At 67.8% G+C, this 14,296-nt stretch carries 14 protein-coding genes; 6 read left to right on the plus strand and 8 right to left on the minus strand.

Translation table 11 applies throughout. The annotated features are described in order from the left end of the window. Nucleotides 1-21: 21 nt before the first annotated feature. Nucleotides 22-693, minus strand: coding sequence for a CoA pyrophosphatase (locus Q8P46_14105; protein MDP2621281.1), 672 nt, complete (start codon nt 691-693; stop codon nt 22-24). Further along, nucleotides 693-1,301, minus strand: coding sequence for a DUF1285 domain-containing protein (locus tag Q8P46_14110; protein ID MDP2621282.1), 609 nt, complete (start codon nt 1,299-1,301; stop codon nt 693-695). Before Q8P46_14110 ends, Q8P46_14105 begins: the two co-directional genes overlap by 1 nt. A 176-nt stretch (nt 1,302-1,477) precedes the next feature. Between Q8P46_14110 and Q8P46_14115 the strand changes: the two genes are divergently transcribed. Genes Q8P46_14115 through Q8P46_14130 form a run of 4 tightly spaced genes read left to right on the plus strand, consistent with a single transcriptional unit; the run spans nt 1,478 to nt 8,402 of the window. Next, the gene (locus Q8P46_14115) at nt 1,478-2,473 is read left to right on the plus strand and encodes a MoxR family ATPase (GenBank protein MDP2621283.1); all 996 of its coding nucleotides are present in this window, start codon (nt 1,478-1,480) and stop codon (nt 2,471-2,473) included. Between the two features lie 4 nt (nt 2,474-2,477). Next, nucleotides 2,478-3,464, plus strand: coding sequence for a DUF58 domain-containing protein (locus Q8P46_14120; protein MDP2621284.1), 987 nt, complete (start codon nt 2,478-2,480; stop codon nt 3,462-3,464). Continuing rightward, nucleotides 3,464-6,304, plus strand: coding sequence for a DUF4159 domain-containing protein (locus Q8P46_14125; GenBank protein MDP2621285.1), 2,841 nt, complete (start codon nt 3,464-3,466; stop codon nt 6,302-6,304). Before Q8P46_14120 ends, Q8P46_14125 begins: the two co-directional genes overlap by 1 nt. A 10-nt stretch (nt 6,305-6,314) precedes the next feature. Continuing rightward, nucleotides 6,315-8,402: a hypothetical protein gene (locus Q8P46_14130; protein MDP2621286.1), complete on the plus strand. Its 2,088-nt coding sequence runs from the start codon at nt 6,315-6,317 to the stop codon at nt 8,400-8,402. On the opposite strand, the gene Q8P46_14135 is transcribed toward Q8P46_14130, so the two are convergent. After that, entirely contained in the window at nt 8,399-8,908 is a 510-nt protein-coding gene (locus tag Q8P46_14135) for an N-acetyltransferase (GenBank protein MDP2621287.1), read from the minus strand. The genes Q8P46_14130 and Q8P46_14135 overlap by 4 nt on opposite strands. Nucleotides 8,909-9,230: 322 nt before the next feature. Next, entirely contained in the window at nt 9,231-9,416 is a 186-nt protein-coding gene (locus tag Q8P46_14140) for a YegP family protein (protein ID MDP2621288.1), read from the minus strand. Between the two features lie 166 nt (nt 9,417-9,582). Between Q8P46_14140 and Q8P46_14145 the strand changes: the two genes are divergently transcribed. Further along, nucleotides 9,583-10,560 (plus strand): glutathione S-transferase family protein, encoded by a 978-nt coding sequence (locus Q8P46_14145; GenBank protein ID MDP2621289.1) that lies wholly within the window; start codon nt 9,583-9,585, stop codon nt 10,558-10,560. A gap of 1 nt (nt 10,561) precedes the next feature. On the opposite strand, the gene Q8P46_14150 is transcribed toward Q8P46_14145, so the two are convergent. Beyond that, nucleotides 10,562-11,041: an NUDIX domain-containing protein gene (locus tag Q8P46_14150; protein MDP2621290.1), complete on the minus strand. Its 480-nt coding sequence runs from the start codon at nt 11,039-11,041 to the stop codon at nt 10,562-10,564. A 44-nt stretch (nt 11,042-11,085) separates the two neighbouring features. On the opposite strand from Q8P46_14150, the gene Q8P46_14155 reads away from it, so the two are divergent. Then, complete coding sequence (locus tag Q8P46_14155) at nt 11,086-12,003, plus strand: metallophosphoesterase (protein ID MDP2621291.1); 918 nt, start codon at nt 11,086-11,088, stop codon at nt 12,001-12,003. Here the strand turns inward: Q8P46_14155 and Q8P46_14160 are convergent. From Q8P46_14160 to galU, 3 genes are all read right to left on the minus strand, one after another. Then, nucleotides 12,000-12,590, minus strand: a complete 591-nt coding sequence (locus Q8P46_14160; protein MDP2621292.1) for a hypothetical protein — start codon at nt 12,588-12,590, stop codon at nt 12,000-12,002. The two genes, Q8P46_14155 and Q8P46_14160, sit on opposite strands and share 4 nt — an antisense overlap. 119 nt (nt 12,591-12,709) lie before the next feature. Next, nucleotides 12,710-13,345, minus strand: a complete 636-nt coding sequence (locus tag Q8P46_14165; protein MDP2621293.1) for a DNA-3-methyladenine glycosylase I — start codon at nt 13,343-13,345, stop codon at nt 12,710-12,712. A gap of 5 nt (nt 13,346-13,350) precedes the next feature. Continuing rightward, nucleotides 13,351-14,232, minus strand: coding sequence for a UTP--glucose-1-phosphate uridylyltransferase GalU (galU, locus tag Q8P46_14170; GenBank protein ID MDP2621294.1), 882 nt, complete (start codon nt 14,230-14,232; stop codon nt 13,351-13,353). Nucleotides 14,233-14,296: the final 64 nt, after the last annotated feature.

Raw genomic sequence — 14,296 nt, forward strand, 5'->3', positions numbered from 1 at the left:
GCCGGTTCCGTGGATCGCCGTTCAGCGGCGATAGACCTCGTCGTATAGCTCGCGGATGATGCCTGCCGTAACACCCCAGATGTAACGATTTTGATACGGCATGGCGAAGAAATGACGCAGCTCGCCGCGCAGCACGCGGCTTAGGCGCTGGTGATTGTCCGGGTTCATCAGGAAGGACAGCGGCACCTCGAAGGCATCGGCGACCTCGCTCTGGTCGAGCGTGAGCGTGAAGCCCGGCCGCACCGTGGCGACGACCGGCACGATATTGAAGCCGGTGCGCGAGTGATAGGGGCGCAGATAGCCGATCGGCTCGACATGGCCCGGCGGCAGGCCGACCTCCTCCTGCGCCTCGCGCAGGGCGGCGGAAAGCGGCGTTTCGTCGGCCTCTTCGATCTTGCCGCCGGGAAATGCGATCTGGCCGGCATGGGACGGCAAATGCTCGGTGCGCTGGGTGAGCAGCACGGTTGCTTGGTCGCGATGGGCGATGACCGGAATGAGCACGGCGGCAAGCCGCAGCACCGAAGCCGCCCCCGGCGCGCCCTCGAAGCCGGGATCGAGCGCATGATCGCCCCCGGGCAGGCGGATGGCGGGCTCCCTGGCGCGCGCCGCATCGAGGCTGAGGCGCCTGCGCGCCCGGGCCGTAAACGCCGCGGCGCTGAACGACGAGGAGCCGGTTTCCGACACGTCCGTCATCATGCCTCCGCCAGCGCGGCGGCCGGCGCCATGGCGTAGAAGCGGCCCGAGCTCCAGACCCCGAACATCCGCTCGCGATCGACCGTTTCGTCCGTTCCCAGCGCCACCAGATCGTAGAACACGGGCCGTGCGATCAGCGCCTCCAGGCGGCCGCGCACCCGCACATAGGGCTTCAGCCCGCCGGTCCCCGCCTCGGCTTCGAAGCGCAGCGGATGCTGGTCATCGACGCGGACCTCGTCGTCGACATTGGTGCGGAAGCCGACGACCTGATCCGGGCCCTGATTGTCGACGCGCATCTCGACAGCGAGGAACGGCGCGTCGTCGACCCTGATGCCGACCTTCTCCACCGGGGTCACCAGAAAATATTTGCCGTCCTCCTCGCGCCGCAGCACCGAGGCGAACAGCTTGACCAGCCGCTTGCGGCCGATCGGCGTGCCGAGATAGAACCAAGTTCCGTCGCCGGCGATTCGCATGTCGAGGTCGCCGCAGAAGGGCGGATTCCACCGTTCCACCGGCGGCGACCCAGATTTTTTGCTCTGTTTCGCCTCTGCTTGAATCCGCGCCAGCTCCTGGGCGCCGGTTACTCGCTTGTCCGTCTGCTTGCTCATTGGTCTTCGGATTTCCGATGATTGGCCCAAACTTACCGCCGCATTTTCACCGAATGGTTGCGGCAAGAATCGAAAAACAGCTCTAAGTTCGCGATTTCCTCCAATGTCCGGCAATCACGTCCTTTTGTCATTTGCGCTCTTCCGCAAAACGCCTGCTCGGCACTATATTTGAGGCCATGACCAACATAAATCAAACCAGCACGGAGATCGTGGCAGCGGTAGAAACATCCGGCGCCAAGATCGCACGCGTGAAAGATGCCATCGGCACCGTGATTTTCGGTCAGGCGCCGGTCGTCGAGCAAACCCTGATCACCCTTCTGTCCGGCGGCCACGCGCTGCTCGTCGGCGTACCCGGACTCGCCAAGACCAAGCTGATCGACACGCTCGGCAAGGTGCTCGGCCTCGACACCAAGCGGGTGCAGTTCACGCCCGACCTGATGCCACCGGACATTCTCGGCTCCGAGGTGCTCGAGGAAACGAGCGCCGGCCGGCGCAGCTTCCGCTTCATCAAGGGGCCGGTGTTCACCCAGCTCCTGATGGCTGACGAGATCAACCGGGCAAGTCCGCGCACCCAGGCGGCCCTGCTGCAGGCGATGCAGGAATATCACGTCACCGTCGCCGGGCAGCGCCACGATCTGCCGCGCCCGTTCCACGTGCTGGCGACCCAGAACCCGCTCGAACAGGAGGGCACCTATCCCCTGCCCGAGGCGCAGCTCGACCGCTTCCTGATGCAGATCGACGTGCTCTATCCCGACCTTGCCTCCGAGCGGCGGATGCTGTTCGAGACCACCGGCGCTGAGGAAATCCACCCCGAGCACGCCATGACGCCGGAGGACCTCGCCGAGGCGCAGCGCCTGGCGCGCCGCATCCCGGTCGGCGAAAGCGTCGTCGAGGCCATCCTCGGCCTGGTCCGCGCGGCGCGGCCGGACGGCGGCGATGAGGCAATCACCCGGTGGGTCGCCTGGGGACCGGGTCCGCGGGCGAGCCAGGCGCTGATGCTCGGCGTGCGCGCCCGGGCGCTGATCGACGGTCGATTTGCGCCGTCGATCGACGACGTCGCGGCGCTCGCCGAACCGGTGCTCAAGCACCGCATGGCGCTGACCTTCGCGGCACGGGCCGAGGGACACTCCGTCACCGAGATCATCGGTCAGCTCGCGGCGCGGCTGAGGTAGCCACGTGGCGCGCAACCCCGTGGAGACGACCGAGCACTGGACCGGTTGGTATCACGACGCTGCCGTGACCGCGGCCGCGCTGCCGGCCCTCCTCGTCGATGCCATGGCGATCGCCCACACCGTGGCGCCCGGCTGGCACGGCCGCCGGCGCGCCGGCATCGGCGAGTCCTTCTGGCAATATAGGCGCTTCGCCCAGGGCGACCTGCCGACGCGCATCGATTGGCGCCGGTCGGCGCGCGACGACCATCTCTATATCCGCGAGCAGGAATGGGAGGCCGCGCACACGATCTGGCTGTGGCCCGACCGCTCCGCCTCGATGGTGTTCCATTCCGACCTCGCCCCGATCTCCAAGGAGCGGCGCGCCATCGTCATGGCGCTGGCGCTCGGCGAGATATTGGTGCGCGGCGGTGAGCGTATCGCCGTCCCCGGCCTGACCCGGCCGACGCTCGGCCCAAGGGCGCCGCGGCGCATGGCCGAGGCGTTGGGCCGCGCGCAGTCGGAGCCCGGGCGGGGGTTGGAAGCAAGCCTGCCGCCCGTCGACCGCCTCTCGACCCATTCCGACTATATCGTTTTCAGCGACCTGCTGGAGCCGCTGGACAAGGTCGACGAGCGCCTGTCGGCCATCGCCGCCCAGGGTGTGCGCTGCCATCTCATCCAGATTCTCGACCCGATGGAGGAGACGTTCCCGTTTTCCGGCCGCATCGAGTTCGAGGCGCCGGAAAGCAACGAGCGCTACCTGACCGGCCGCGCCGAGGCGCTGCGCGAGGGCTACCGCGATCGCCTCGAGGGGCACCAGCAGGGCCTGCGCGAAATCGTCCGGCGTGTCGGCGGCACCTTTACCCTGCACCACACCGACCAGCCGCCTCAGCTCACCCTGCTTGCAATCCACGCCATCCTCTCGGCGCCGCGCGACCTGTTGCGCCCGCCGACCGAAGTCAGCGCCTACGCGATCGGCCCGTTGCGGCTCGTGGCCGGCGGCGAGGCCGGCTGATGTCGCTGTTCGGCGCCATCGGTTTTGGCCAGCCCCTGCTGTTGTGGGCGCTCGTGCTGCTGCCCGCCATCTGGTGGCTGTTACGCCAGACGCCACCGCGTCCGCTGCGCCTAGTCTTTCCGCCGGTGCGGCTGATGTTCGGCCTCAAGGACGAGGAGGAGACCCCGGCGACGAGCCCCTGGTGGCTGACGGCGCTGCGCGTGCTGCTTGCCGGTCTGGTCATTTTGGCGCTGGCGGCGCCGGTCTTGCGGCCGGAACCGGGGGCGGCCCCCGGCGGCGGACCGCTGGTTCTGTTCGTCGACAATGGCTGGGCCTCGGGCGGCGATTGGGAGCGGCGGCTCGCCACGGTCCATTTCGAAATCGAGCGGGCGCGCTCCGCCGACGAACCGGTCGTGCTGGTGCCGACCGCGACTGCCGGCCCGGCCGGCGTCACCCCGCCGCAGGAGGCCGAGCGCGCCGCTGAACGGGTCGCCGGCCTTGGCCCCCTCGCCTTTCCGCCGCAGCGTATGGCCGCCCTCGAGCACGCCAGCGAGGCGCTCGCCGGCACCGATAATCCCCGCATCGTCTGGCTTTCCGACGGCATCGACCATGGAAGCGGAGCCGAGTTCGCGCAAGGGCTCGACGCGCTTAGCCCGGCAGGGCGGATCAGCGTCTATCTGCCCGATCTGACCCAGATGCCGCTGGTCCTCGGCGCGCCGCGCCATGACGGCGCCGGCTTCGAGATTCCGGTCATGCGGGCGGCTAGCGGCGCGCCGCGATCCGGCACGTTGCGGGCGCTGGCGCTCAACGACCGCTTCCTCGGCGAGGCCCCCTTCGCCTTCGGCGGCACCGAACGCGAAGTGCGCGCCCGCCTCGACATGCCGCTCGAGCTGCGCAACGAGATCGCCCGCGTCGAGATCGCCGCGGTGCGGTCCGCCGGCGCCGTGCGGCTTGTCGACGACCGCTGGCGAATGCGCCGCGTCGGGCTTGTCACCGGCGAATCCCGCGACATCTCTCAGCCTCTGCTCTCGCCGCTCTATTATGTCGAGCGCGCATTGGCGCCCTTCGCCGAGCTCCATGTCGACCGCGGCAGCAACCTCGCCGAGAGTATCGAGCAGTTGATCGAGGCGCAGGTCGGGATGATCGTGACGACCGATGTCGGCCATATCGCCGGCGCCACCTACGATACGCTGTCGCAATGGGTCGAACGCGGCGGCGTGCTGGTCCGCTTCGCTGGCCATCGCCTCGCCGCAGGCGCCGACGATCTGGTGCCGGTGCGCCTGCGCGAAGGCGGACGGACGCTCGGCGGCACGCTGTCCTGGAGCACCCCGCAGCCTCTCGGCCCCTTCGACCCGGCCGGACCCTTCGCCGGCCTCGCCGCGCCGCCCGAGGTGACCATCGAGCGCCAAGTGCTCGCCGAGCCCGACATCGATCTCGCCGAGAAGACCTGGGCGCAGCTTTCCGACGGCACGCCGCTGGTCACCGGCGCAAGGCGCGGCCGCGGCTGGCTGGTGCTGTTCCACGTCACCGCCAACACCGCCTGGTCCAACCTGCCGCTGTCGGGCCTGTTCGTCGACATGCTCTCCCGCCTGCAGGAGCTGGCGCCGGCGACCGGGTCCGCGCCCGAGGCCGGGGGCGCTGCCGCCGGCGGCGCCGAGGCCGCCGTTGCGTCCAGCGAGGAGGCCCTCACCCTGCCGCCGGTAAGAACGCTTGACGGGCGCGGCGTGCTGACGCTGCCGGCCCCGACGACGCGACCGATCCTGGCCGGCGCCATCGACACGGTCGTCGCCAGCAGCGACCATCCACCCGGCTTCTACGGCCACCCCGATGCGCTGCGCGCTCTCAACGTGCTGCCCCACAACGCCACGCTGACGCCGCTTACCGACCTGCCCGGCAGCTTCGTCGAGCGCGCCTACGCCCAGGCCAACCCGCTGCCGCTGAAGCCGTGGATCCTGTTTGCGGCCCTCGTCCTCTTGGCGCTCGACGCCGTCGCGATCATGTATCTGGCCGGATTCAGGCTCGCGCCGCGCGCGGCCGGCGCCGCGGTTCTGGTCCTCACCGTGTTGTTGGGCGCCGGGCGCGAGGTCCGCGCGCAGGACGCGGGCGCCGACGAGTTTGCCCTCAAGGCGGCCCTGGAGACGCGGCTTGCCTTTGTCCTCAGCGCCAACGAGGAACTCAATGACGCCGCGCGGCTCGGCCTCATGGGGCTGAGCCGCGTGCTGCAGGAGCGCACCGCGCTGGAGCCGGGCGAGCCGATCGGCGTCGACGTGGCGCGCGACGAGCTCGCCTTCTTCCCGATCATCTATTGGCCCATCGATCCGTCCGCGCCGCTGCCCGAACCGGAGACGCTGGCCCGCGTCGATGCGTTCATGAAGCAGGGCGGCACCATCCTGTTCGACACCCGCGACGAGGCGATGGGCGCGACCGGGCTTTCGCCCGGCAACGGGCCGGGGACGCAGGCGCTGCGGCGGCTGCTCGAGAAGATCGACATTCCGGCCCTCGAGCCGGTGCCGGTCGACCATGTGCTGACCAAGGCGTTCTATCTGTTGCAGGACTTTCCGGGGCGCTGGGACGGCGGCACGCTGTGGGTCGAGGCGACGCCGGAGACGGAGGCCGACGACCCGCGCCCGGTGCGCAATTCCGACGGCGTCTCGTCGATCCTGATCACCAGCAACGACTTCGCCTCCGCTTGGGCGGTGGACGATTCGGGCCGGCCGCTCTATCCGGTCGTTCCCGGCGGCGACCGCCAGCGGGAGATGGCGCTGCGCACCGGCATCAACATCGTCATGTACACGCTGACCGGCAACTACAAGGCCGATCAGGTGCACGTGCCGGCGCTGCTCGAGCGGCTCGGCCAGTAGGGGCGATGCGATGACCTGGTCCGTTGTCCTTTCCCCGCTTCTGCCGCTCCCCCTCATCGCCGCGGCGGGCCTCGTCGCGCTTGTTTTGTGCGCCATTCTGTTGTGGCGACGCCAGCGCGGCACCTTCCTGCGCGCGCTTGCCTTTACGCTTCTCATCGTCGCGCTCCTCAATCCGAGCCTGACCGAGACCGAGCGCGACCGTCTGCCCGGCATCGCTGCGGTCATCGTCGACGAGAGCGCAAGCCAGGTCCAGGCCAAGCGTCAGGAGATCGTCGCTGCGGTGCGCGAGGCACTCGCCGACAGGCTCTCCCGCTTCAAGGACATCGAGATCCGTTGGGCGAGCGTCCGCGCGGAGGGCAGCGGTGAGGACGGCACGGCGCTGTTTTCGACCCTCAACCGGCTATTGTCCGACGTTCCGCCCGAGCGCATCGCCGGCGCCGTCCTGGTCACCGACGGCCAGGTCCACGACGTGCCGGCGAACGCCGCGGCGCTCGGCTTCGACGCGCCAGTCCACGCGCTGATCACCGCCAGGCCTGGCGAGCACGACCGCCGGCTCATCGTCCACCGGGCGCCGCGCTTCGGCCTCGTCGGCAAGTCCCAGGTCATCACCCTCAGGGTCGAGGACCTGCCGCGCGAGGCGGCCAGTCAGAACGTCCGCGACCGGGTCCAGGTGACCGTGCGGCGCGACGGCGAAACCGTCTCGGTGAAGCAGATCGCGCCCGGCGAAAATGCGCTCATCCCGGTCGACATCACCCATGGCGGCATGAACATTTTCGAGTTCGAGGCCGAGCCGCTGGCCGGCGAATTGACCATCGCCAACAACCGCGCCGTGGTCGCCACCGAGGGCATCCGGGAGAATCTGCGCGTGCTCCTGGTTTCCGGCGAGCCGCACGCCGGCGAGCGCACCTGGCGCAACCTGCTCAAATCCGACGCCTCGGTCGATCTCGTTCATTTCACCATCCTGCGGCCGCCGGAGAAGCAGGACGGCACGCCGATCAACCAATTGTCGCTGATCGCGTTTCCGACGCGCGAGCTGTTCTCGGTCAAGATCGATGAGTTCGATCTCATCGTGCTCGACCGCTATCAGCGCCGCGGCGTGCTGCCGATCATCTATTTCGACAATATCGCCCGCTACGTGCGCGAGGGTGGCGCACTCCTGGTCGCGGCGGGACCGGACTTCGCCGGCACGCCGAGTATCTACCGCTCGCCGCTGGCGCCGGTGCTGCCGGCCGAACCGACCGGCCGGGTCATCGAGGAGCCGTTCCGCGCCACCGTCGCCGAGCGCGGCCGGCGCCACCCGGTCACCCGCGGACTTCCCGGCGCCGACGCCGACCCGCCGCGATGGGGCCGCTGGTTCCGCGCCGTCGAAGCGACGCCCGACCGCGGCGAGACGGTAATGAACGGCCCCGACAATGTGCCGCTGTTGATCCTCAGCCGCGAGGAGGAAGGGCGCGTGGCGCTGCTTCTCACCGACCATGCCTGGCTGTGGTCGCGGGGCTTCGAGGGCGGCGGGCCGCAGATCGCGCTTCTGCGGCGGCTGTCGCACTGGCTGATGAAGGAGCCGGAGTTGGAGGAGGAGCGGCTGTCGGCGCACGGGGCTGCCGGCAAGCTCGTCATCGAGCGCCAGACCATGGGGGAGGAAGCCGCTCCGGTGAAGATAACAACACCCTCGGGCGCCGAGCGCGAGGTCGCGCTCGAGCGCAGCGAGCCCGGCCTGTGGCGGGCCGAGATCGAGGCCGGCGAGATCGGCCTCTATCACCTCACCGACGGCAAGCATACGGCGCTTGCCAATGTCGGCCCGCTCAACCCGAAGGAGCTGGCCGAGCTGATCGCCACCGAGGACAAAGTCGCCGACCTTGTTGCCGATACCGGCGGCGGCACCGTCCGGATCGACGCCGCCGACGCCGCAGGCGAGCTGCCGCGCATCACGCTTCTGAGCGACGTGCGCCACTGGGCCGGGCGCGACTGGATCGCCTTGAAGCGGACCGACGCCTATGTGGTGCGCGGCATCCGCTCGATCCCGCTCTTCGCCGGCCTTCTCGGGCTTGCTCTGCTGCTCGCGGGCCTTGCCGCCACCTGGTACCGCGAAGGCCGCTAAGCCCCGTTCTTGACCGGCCTGACGACCCCTGCGAGCCCGTCGAGCGCGCCGGCGTTGAGCGCCAGAGCAAGAAGCCGCGCGGGATCGACCGGGCCGGGCAACCGGATGCGGCCTTCGGCGACGCGGCTGAAGCCTGCCCGCGCATAGTAGGGCTCGTCGCCGACCAGGATCACCCAGCCATGGCGCTCGCTCGTTGCCGCCTCCAGGCCGATCTGCATCAATTTGAGGCCGACGCCGCGGCCCTTCCACGCCGGGTCGATCACCAGGGGTCCGAGCATCAGCCCGGCGCGGTCTTCGATGGCGACCGGCGAGAAACGGATCGAGCCGATCAGCGCATCGTGGGTCCAGGCGGCGTGGGAGAGCGAAGCGATCGCCTCAACCCCCTCCCGCATGCGGTAGGCGGTGCGCGCGAAGCGCCCCGGCCCGAAGGCGAATTCGTGAAGCTTTTCGATCGCGGCGGCGTCTTCGGGCCGCTCGGGGGCAATATGGAATTGCTTGTCGGACATGGCGCGGCATCCCGGGACGGGAAGAGAAACGGCATCCCCGCTGCGCCGATCCGACGCCCCTCTACCGTCAACAATGGAGAATGGGTCTGTCGGGTCAGGCCGCAGCGCGGCGCGGCTTGGCGGATTTCTTCCGCCCGAGATCGTCTCGTCGTCGCGCGATCGGCCGCAAACCCATGACCCTAAAGCCCTCTCGAAATGACCTCGGCGGCGCCATTAGCACGCCATATCGACAGCGTCCAGCGCCCTGGCGGCGCAGGCCCCCCCGATCTGCGCTAACCCCGACCGCAGGGCCAAGAACCCCCGACGGCCAGACCTGCTTTGATCACTTGCTGCTCAGATCGACCACCTTCGCCTTGGACGCGTTCTTCCTCACCGACTCGATGCCGTTCGCGCAGCCGGCCTTTCCCTTATAGCCCTCCGAACGGGCAATGATCTCCCCATTCGCCGCTTTCAGCACGAAATAGAACTGCCCATCCTTCTGCTTCAGTATCTCGAATTTGCCGGCCATCGGTGCCCTCCCTGTCCGCGGCGATTCGTCGGTAACCAAAACCCCTTCGTTGATAGCACCATGACTTTGGAATGAAAAGAGTTTCGGAAATGGCCTGGATCAGCGCTGCCGGCTTCCTATGTTGAGGCCATGGCCGCGCGGCGAAGGAGAAAGGCATCATTCGGAAATGGAACAGCGGGTCGAAAAAATCTGGAAGAACACTTGGCACGACACCGAGGCGCCGGGCGGCCGCTTCGTGCGCAAGGAATCCGAGTTCCGCGATTGGGTGACCGCCGACGGCGCGCCGGGCCCTTCCGGCGAAGGCGGCTTTGCAGCGGAACCTGGCCGCTACCACCTCTATGTCGCGCTTTCCTGCCCGTGGGCCCACCGCACGCTCATCTTCCGCAAGCTGAAGCGCCTCGAGGATGCAATTTCGCTCTCCGTCGCGCATTGGCGCATCGGAAAGCACGGCTGGACGTTTGCGGCCGCGCCCGGCGTGATCCCGGACGCGGTGAACCAGGCAACCTACCTTTGTGAGGTCTATCTGAGGGCGAAACCCGGCTATTCCGGCCGCGTGACGGTGCCGATGCTGTGGGACAAGGAGCGCAAGACCATCGTCAACAACGAATCCTCCGAGATCATCCGGATGTTGAACTCGGCGTTCGACGCCTATGGCGACGCGACGGTCGATTTCTATCCGCCCGACCTGCGCGAGGAGATCGACGCCATCAACGCCACCGTCTACGAGACCGTCAACAACGGCGTCTACCGCTGCGGCTTCGCCAGAACCCAGGCTGCCTATGAGGAGGCTTTCTGGGCGCTGTTCGAGACCCTCGACGCGCTCGAGGAACGGCTGTCGCGGCAGCGCTATCTCGTCGGCGGCCGGATCACCGAGGCCGATTGGCGGCTGTTCACGACGCTGGTGCGCTTCGATCCGGTCTATGTCGGCCACTTCAAATGCAATCTGAGGCGGATCGCCGACTACCCGAACCTGTCCAACTATCTGCGCGATCTTTATCAGGTGCCGGGAATCGCCGAGACGGTCGATCTGAACCACATCAAGCGCCATTATTACGAGAGCCACACGCGCATCAATCCGTCCGGCATCGTGCCGCTGGGGCCCGAGATCGACTATGCGGCGGCGCACGACCGCGCCCGCTTCTGATCTACCACTTCTCGGAGATCTCGGCCCCCTCGAACAGCTCGGCGAGCCGGCGCCGCGTCGCCGGCGTCAGCGTCTCCGGCCATTGGCCGCGCGCGAACAGGCGCTGCTCGACGATTTCGAGATTGCGTTTGGGCGCCTCCAGCCGGCGCCATTCCTCGGCGACGAAAAAGGCGACGTGATCGCCCGGAAACATCTCGAAATTGGCGAAGATGCCGTGCAGCCTCGGCTTGCCCTGCAATTCCACGCCGACCTCCTCGGCAAGCTCGCGTGAAAGCGCTTGCATCACCGTCTCGCCGGGCTCCACCCCGCCGCCTGGAAAGCTCCATCCCGGCGTATAGCTGTGCCGGACGAGGAGCACGCGCCCCTCACGATCGACGAGCGCGCAGTTCGTGCCCATGGTCAGCCCGCGGGTGAGCCGCATCAGCGGCTGATAGACCCGGCGCAGGGCCGGCTTGAGAACTCGTTTCAGGGTCTCGCTCATGGAATCTGGCACGGCGAAAGGGCGCGGCCTATAGTGTCCCCGGCATGTTCACCCTCGCCCACCTTTCCGACATTCATCTTTCCCTGCCCCGCACCCCGCGCCTCATGGAACTGCGCGGCAAGCGGCTGATCGGCTATCTGAACATTCTTCGCCGGAGAGGCGCAAGCCACCAGGATTGGGCACTGGAAGCCCTGGTCTCGGCGCTTAAGGCGGAACGGCCGGACCATGTGGCGCTCACCGGCGACCTCGTCAATCTGGCGATCGAAGACGAGTTCGTCCGCGCCCGCGCCTGGCTGGAAAGCCACTTCACCCCCGAGCGGGCATCGCTCGTGCCGGGCAACCACGACGCCTATGTGGCGGTGCCCGAACGGAAGGGCATCGGCCTCTGGCGCCCCTATATGCGCGCGCAAGGGGACCCGCCGGACGGCAATCCTGCGGCCGATTGGCCCTATGTGCGCCGGCGCGACGGCATCGCGCTCATCGGCGTTACGACCGCCATGGCGAGCGCTCCTTTCCTCGGCGTCGGGCGCGTCGGGCCGGCGCAACTGGTGCGCCTCACCGAATGGCTCGCCGCGCTCGGGCGCGAGGGCTGCTGCCGCGTCGTGCTCATCCATCATCCGCCGCATCCGGTGCCGACCCATTGGCACAAGCGCCTGCTCGACGCCGCGGCGGTGAAGGAAATCCTCGCCGGCGCAGGCGCCGAGCTCGTCCTGCACGGCCACAATCACACCGATACGCTGTATTTCACGCCCGGCCCCGAGCGCCCGATCCCGATCGTCGGCGTTCCCTCCGCCTCTGCGATCGGGATGCCGCCCAAGCCGTCGGCGCAATATCATCTGTTCCGCATCCGGGCGGCCGGGACCGGCTGGTCGATCGAGATGAGCGCGCGGTGCCTCCATCCCGACACGCGGCAGGTGACGACCCCCTATATGCGCCGGCTGCTTCCCGAAGCAACGCCCTAACCCGCGCCGGACGGCCAGGAGACGACGTAGAACCCCCAAAACAGTAGGCCCAGGGCGCCGAACATCAACCCGAACAGAAACGCCGCCACAAGCCCGGGGACGCCGAAATAGCCTCGGATCCTTCCGGTCCCCGTCATCGCATCGGGGCTCCGAGCCGGCATCTCCGGCTCGCCCGCCAACAGCCGCTCGCGCTCGACGATGCGGTGCGCGACATAGTCCGTCACCTTGGCCCTGATCACCTCCAGCTCGGCGGATTGGGCGATCACCTGGCGGCCGCTGCTCGTGTCCCTGATAAAACGATAGGTCCGCCGGTCGCGGTCCATCATGATGAAGGCGATCATGTCGATCCAAAGCCGCGGCGGATTGCCGGGGACGAGCGCGAAGTCAAACTGATCGTTGCCCTCGGGAACCTGGGCGAAGATCTCCTTCAACTCGTCCTCGATCATCGCCAGCCGCGCAAGCTCGGCCGCCTTCAGCTCGACTACGACATCGGTTTGCTCCGCCTGGGCGCTCCGCGCCTTGCGGATCGCCTCGTCCAGACGGTGCCTATCGGCCGGGTTCGGCATCCCGTCGTCTTGACTTTCCATGGCATCCCCACGCCGCGTCCGAGGCGAGTCTTAGCACGGTTCTTGCGCTGTCAAGCCAAATCTCGCCGATATGTTTAGCGGTGCCGGGCGGCCTTCAGCCGCGCAGCGGTAGCGGAATTTTACGGGCGGATGAACGCCGCCCGCTCGGCCTCGACCTCGGCGCGCACGGCGCAACCGGCCAGATGATCGTTGACCAGCCCCATCGCCTGCATGAAGGCATAGACCGTCGTCGGCCCGACGAAGCTCCAGCCGCGCCGTTTGAGCGCCTTGCCGAGCGCCGTCGATTCGACCGTCTGGCCGAGCCCCTTCAGCGTATCGATATCGATCTCGCGCGGGCGACTCGCCGGGTCCGGCTCGAAGCGCCAGAAGAAGGCGGCAAGCGAGCCCGCCTCCGCCTTAAGCTCGCGGGCGCGGTGCGCATTGTTGACGACCGAGGCGATCTTGCCGCGGTGGCGCACGATGCCGGCATCTTGGAGCAGTCGCTCGACATCCCGGTCGGTGAAGCGGGCGACTTGTTCGAAATCGAAATTAAGGAAGGCTCTGCGGAAATTCTTCCGCTTTTTCAGGATGGTGAGCCAGGACAGGCCGGCCTGAAACCCCTCCAGGCAGATTTTTTCGAACAGCCGCCTGTCGTCGCCGGTCGGCCGTCCCCATTCGCGGTCGTGATAGGCGGTGTATTCGGCATCGCCGCCGCACCACCAGCAGCGGCGCAGACCGGCCGCGTCGCGCACAAGGCCGCCGGCGTCCGCACTCATCGGATCTATTGTTGCTCGCTAAGGATATCCCGCAGCGCCGCAAGCAGGTCGGCGCGCATATCCTCTCGAGCAAGCGCGAAGGCGATGTTGGCGGCGAGAAAACCGACCTTGTTGCCGCAATCGAACGATTGGCCGTCATAGCGCACGGCGAAGAACTCCTGATTCTCCAGCAGCGCCCGCATGGCGTCGGTAAGCTGGATCTCGCCGCCGGCGCCGGCGGCCTGCGAGGAGAGGATGTCGAGGATTTCCGGCTGCAATATGTAGCGGCCGGTAATCATCAGGTTGGAAGGCGCGGCGCCCTTCGCCGGCTTTTCGACCATGCCGATGATGCGCTGGAAGCCGTTCGTATTCTCGCCGATCTCGACGATGCCATATTGATGCGCCTCTTCCGGCGCGACCTCCTGCACCGCGATGATGTTGCCGCCGCAGGCCGCATAGGCTTCGACCATCTCGATGAGGCAACCCCGCGGCCCGCGCATGAGCACGTCGGGCAACAGCAGCGCGAACGGCTCGTTGCCGATCATATGGCGCGCGCACCACACCGCATGGCCGAGCCCGAGCGGCTCCTGCTGGCGGGTGAAGCTGAGCTGTCCGGGCGCCGGCAGGGTGGCTTCCAGCACCGCCAGTTCCGCCATCTTGCCGCGCTGGCGTAGCGCCTCCTCAAGCTCGACCTGGCGGTCGAAATGATCCTCGATCACCGACTTGTTGCGCCCGGTCACGAAGATGAAATGCTCGATCCCCGCCTCGCGCGCCTCGTCGACCACATGCTGGATCACCGGCCGGTCGACGACCGTCAGCATTTCCTTGGGCATCGCCTTGGTCGCCGGCAGGAACCGGGTGCCGAGCCCGGCCACGGGAAGCACCGCCTTTCGGATAGGTTTCGCCATCCCCCCTTCCCAGCTCGGTTACCACAACGAAATGTTTATCCGCTAAGATTGTTATTTGAAAGGG

This window comes from Hyphomicrobiales bacterium (genome assembly GCA_030688605.1).
In the GTDB taxonomy this organism is placed as follows: Bacteria; Pseudomonadota; Alphaproteobacteria; order Rhizobiales; family NORP267; genus JAUYJB01.

Coding starts and splice junctions, on each gene's coding strand:
- Q8P46_14105 (MDP2621281.1), bottom strand. CDS start 693: ATGACGGACGTGTCGGAAACCGGCTCCTCGTCGTTCAGCGCCGCGGCG.
- Q8P46_14110 (MDP2621282.1), bottom strand. CDS start 1,301: ATGAGCAAGCAGACGGACAAGCGAGTAACCGGCGCCCAGGAGCTGGCG.
- Q8P46_14115 (MDP2621283.1), top strand. CDS start 1,478: ATGACCAACATAAATCAAACCAGCACGGAGATCGTGGCAGCGGTAGAA.
- Q8P46_14125 (MDP2621285.1), top strand. CDS start 3,464: ATGTCGCTGTTCGGCGCCATCGGTTTTGGCCAGCCCCTGCTGTTGTGG.
- Q8P46_14130 (MDP2621286.1), top strand. CDS start 6,315: ATGACCTGGTCCGTTGTCCTTTCCCCGCTTCTGCCGCTCCCCCTCATC.
- Q8P46_14135 (MDP2621287.1), bottom strand. CDS start 8,908: ATGTCCGACAAGCAATTCCATATTGCCCCCGAGCGGCCCGAAGACGCC.
- Q8P46_14140 (MDP2621288.1), bottom strand. CDS start 9,416: ATGGCCGGCAAATTCGAGATACTGAAGCAGAAGGATGGGCAGTTCTAT.
- Q8P46_14145 (MDP2621289.1), top strand. CDS start 9,583: ATGGAACAGCGGGTCGAAAAAATCTGGAAGAACACTTGGCACGACACC.
- Q8P46_14150 (MDP2621290.1), bottom strand. CDS start 11,041: ATGAGCGAGACCCTGAAACGAGTTCTCAAGCCGGCCCTGCGCCGGGTC.
- Q8P46_14155 (MDP2621291.1), top strand. CDS start 11,086: ATGTTCACCCTCGCCCACCTTTCCGACATTCATCTTTCCCTGCCCCGC.
- Q8P46_14160 (MDP2621292.1), bottom strand. CDS start 12,590: ATGGAAAGTCAAGACGACGGGATGCCGAACCCGGCCGATAGGCACCGT.
- Q8P46_14165 (MDP2621293.1), bottom strand. CDS start 13,345: ATGAGTGCGGACGCCGGCGGCCTTGTGCGCGACGCGGCCGGTCTGCGC.
- galU (MDP2621294.1), bottom strand. CDS start 14,232: ATGGCGAAACCTATCCGAAAGGCGGTGCTTCCCGTGGCCGGGCTCGGC.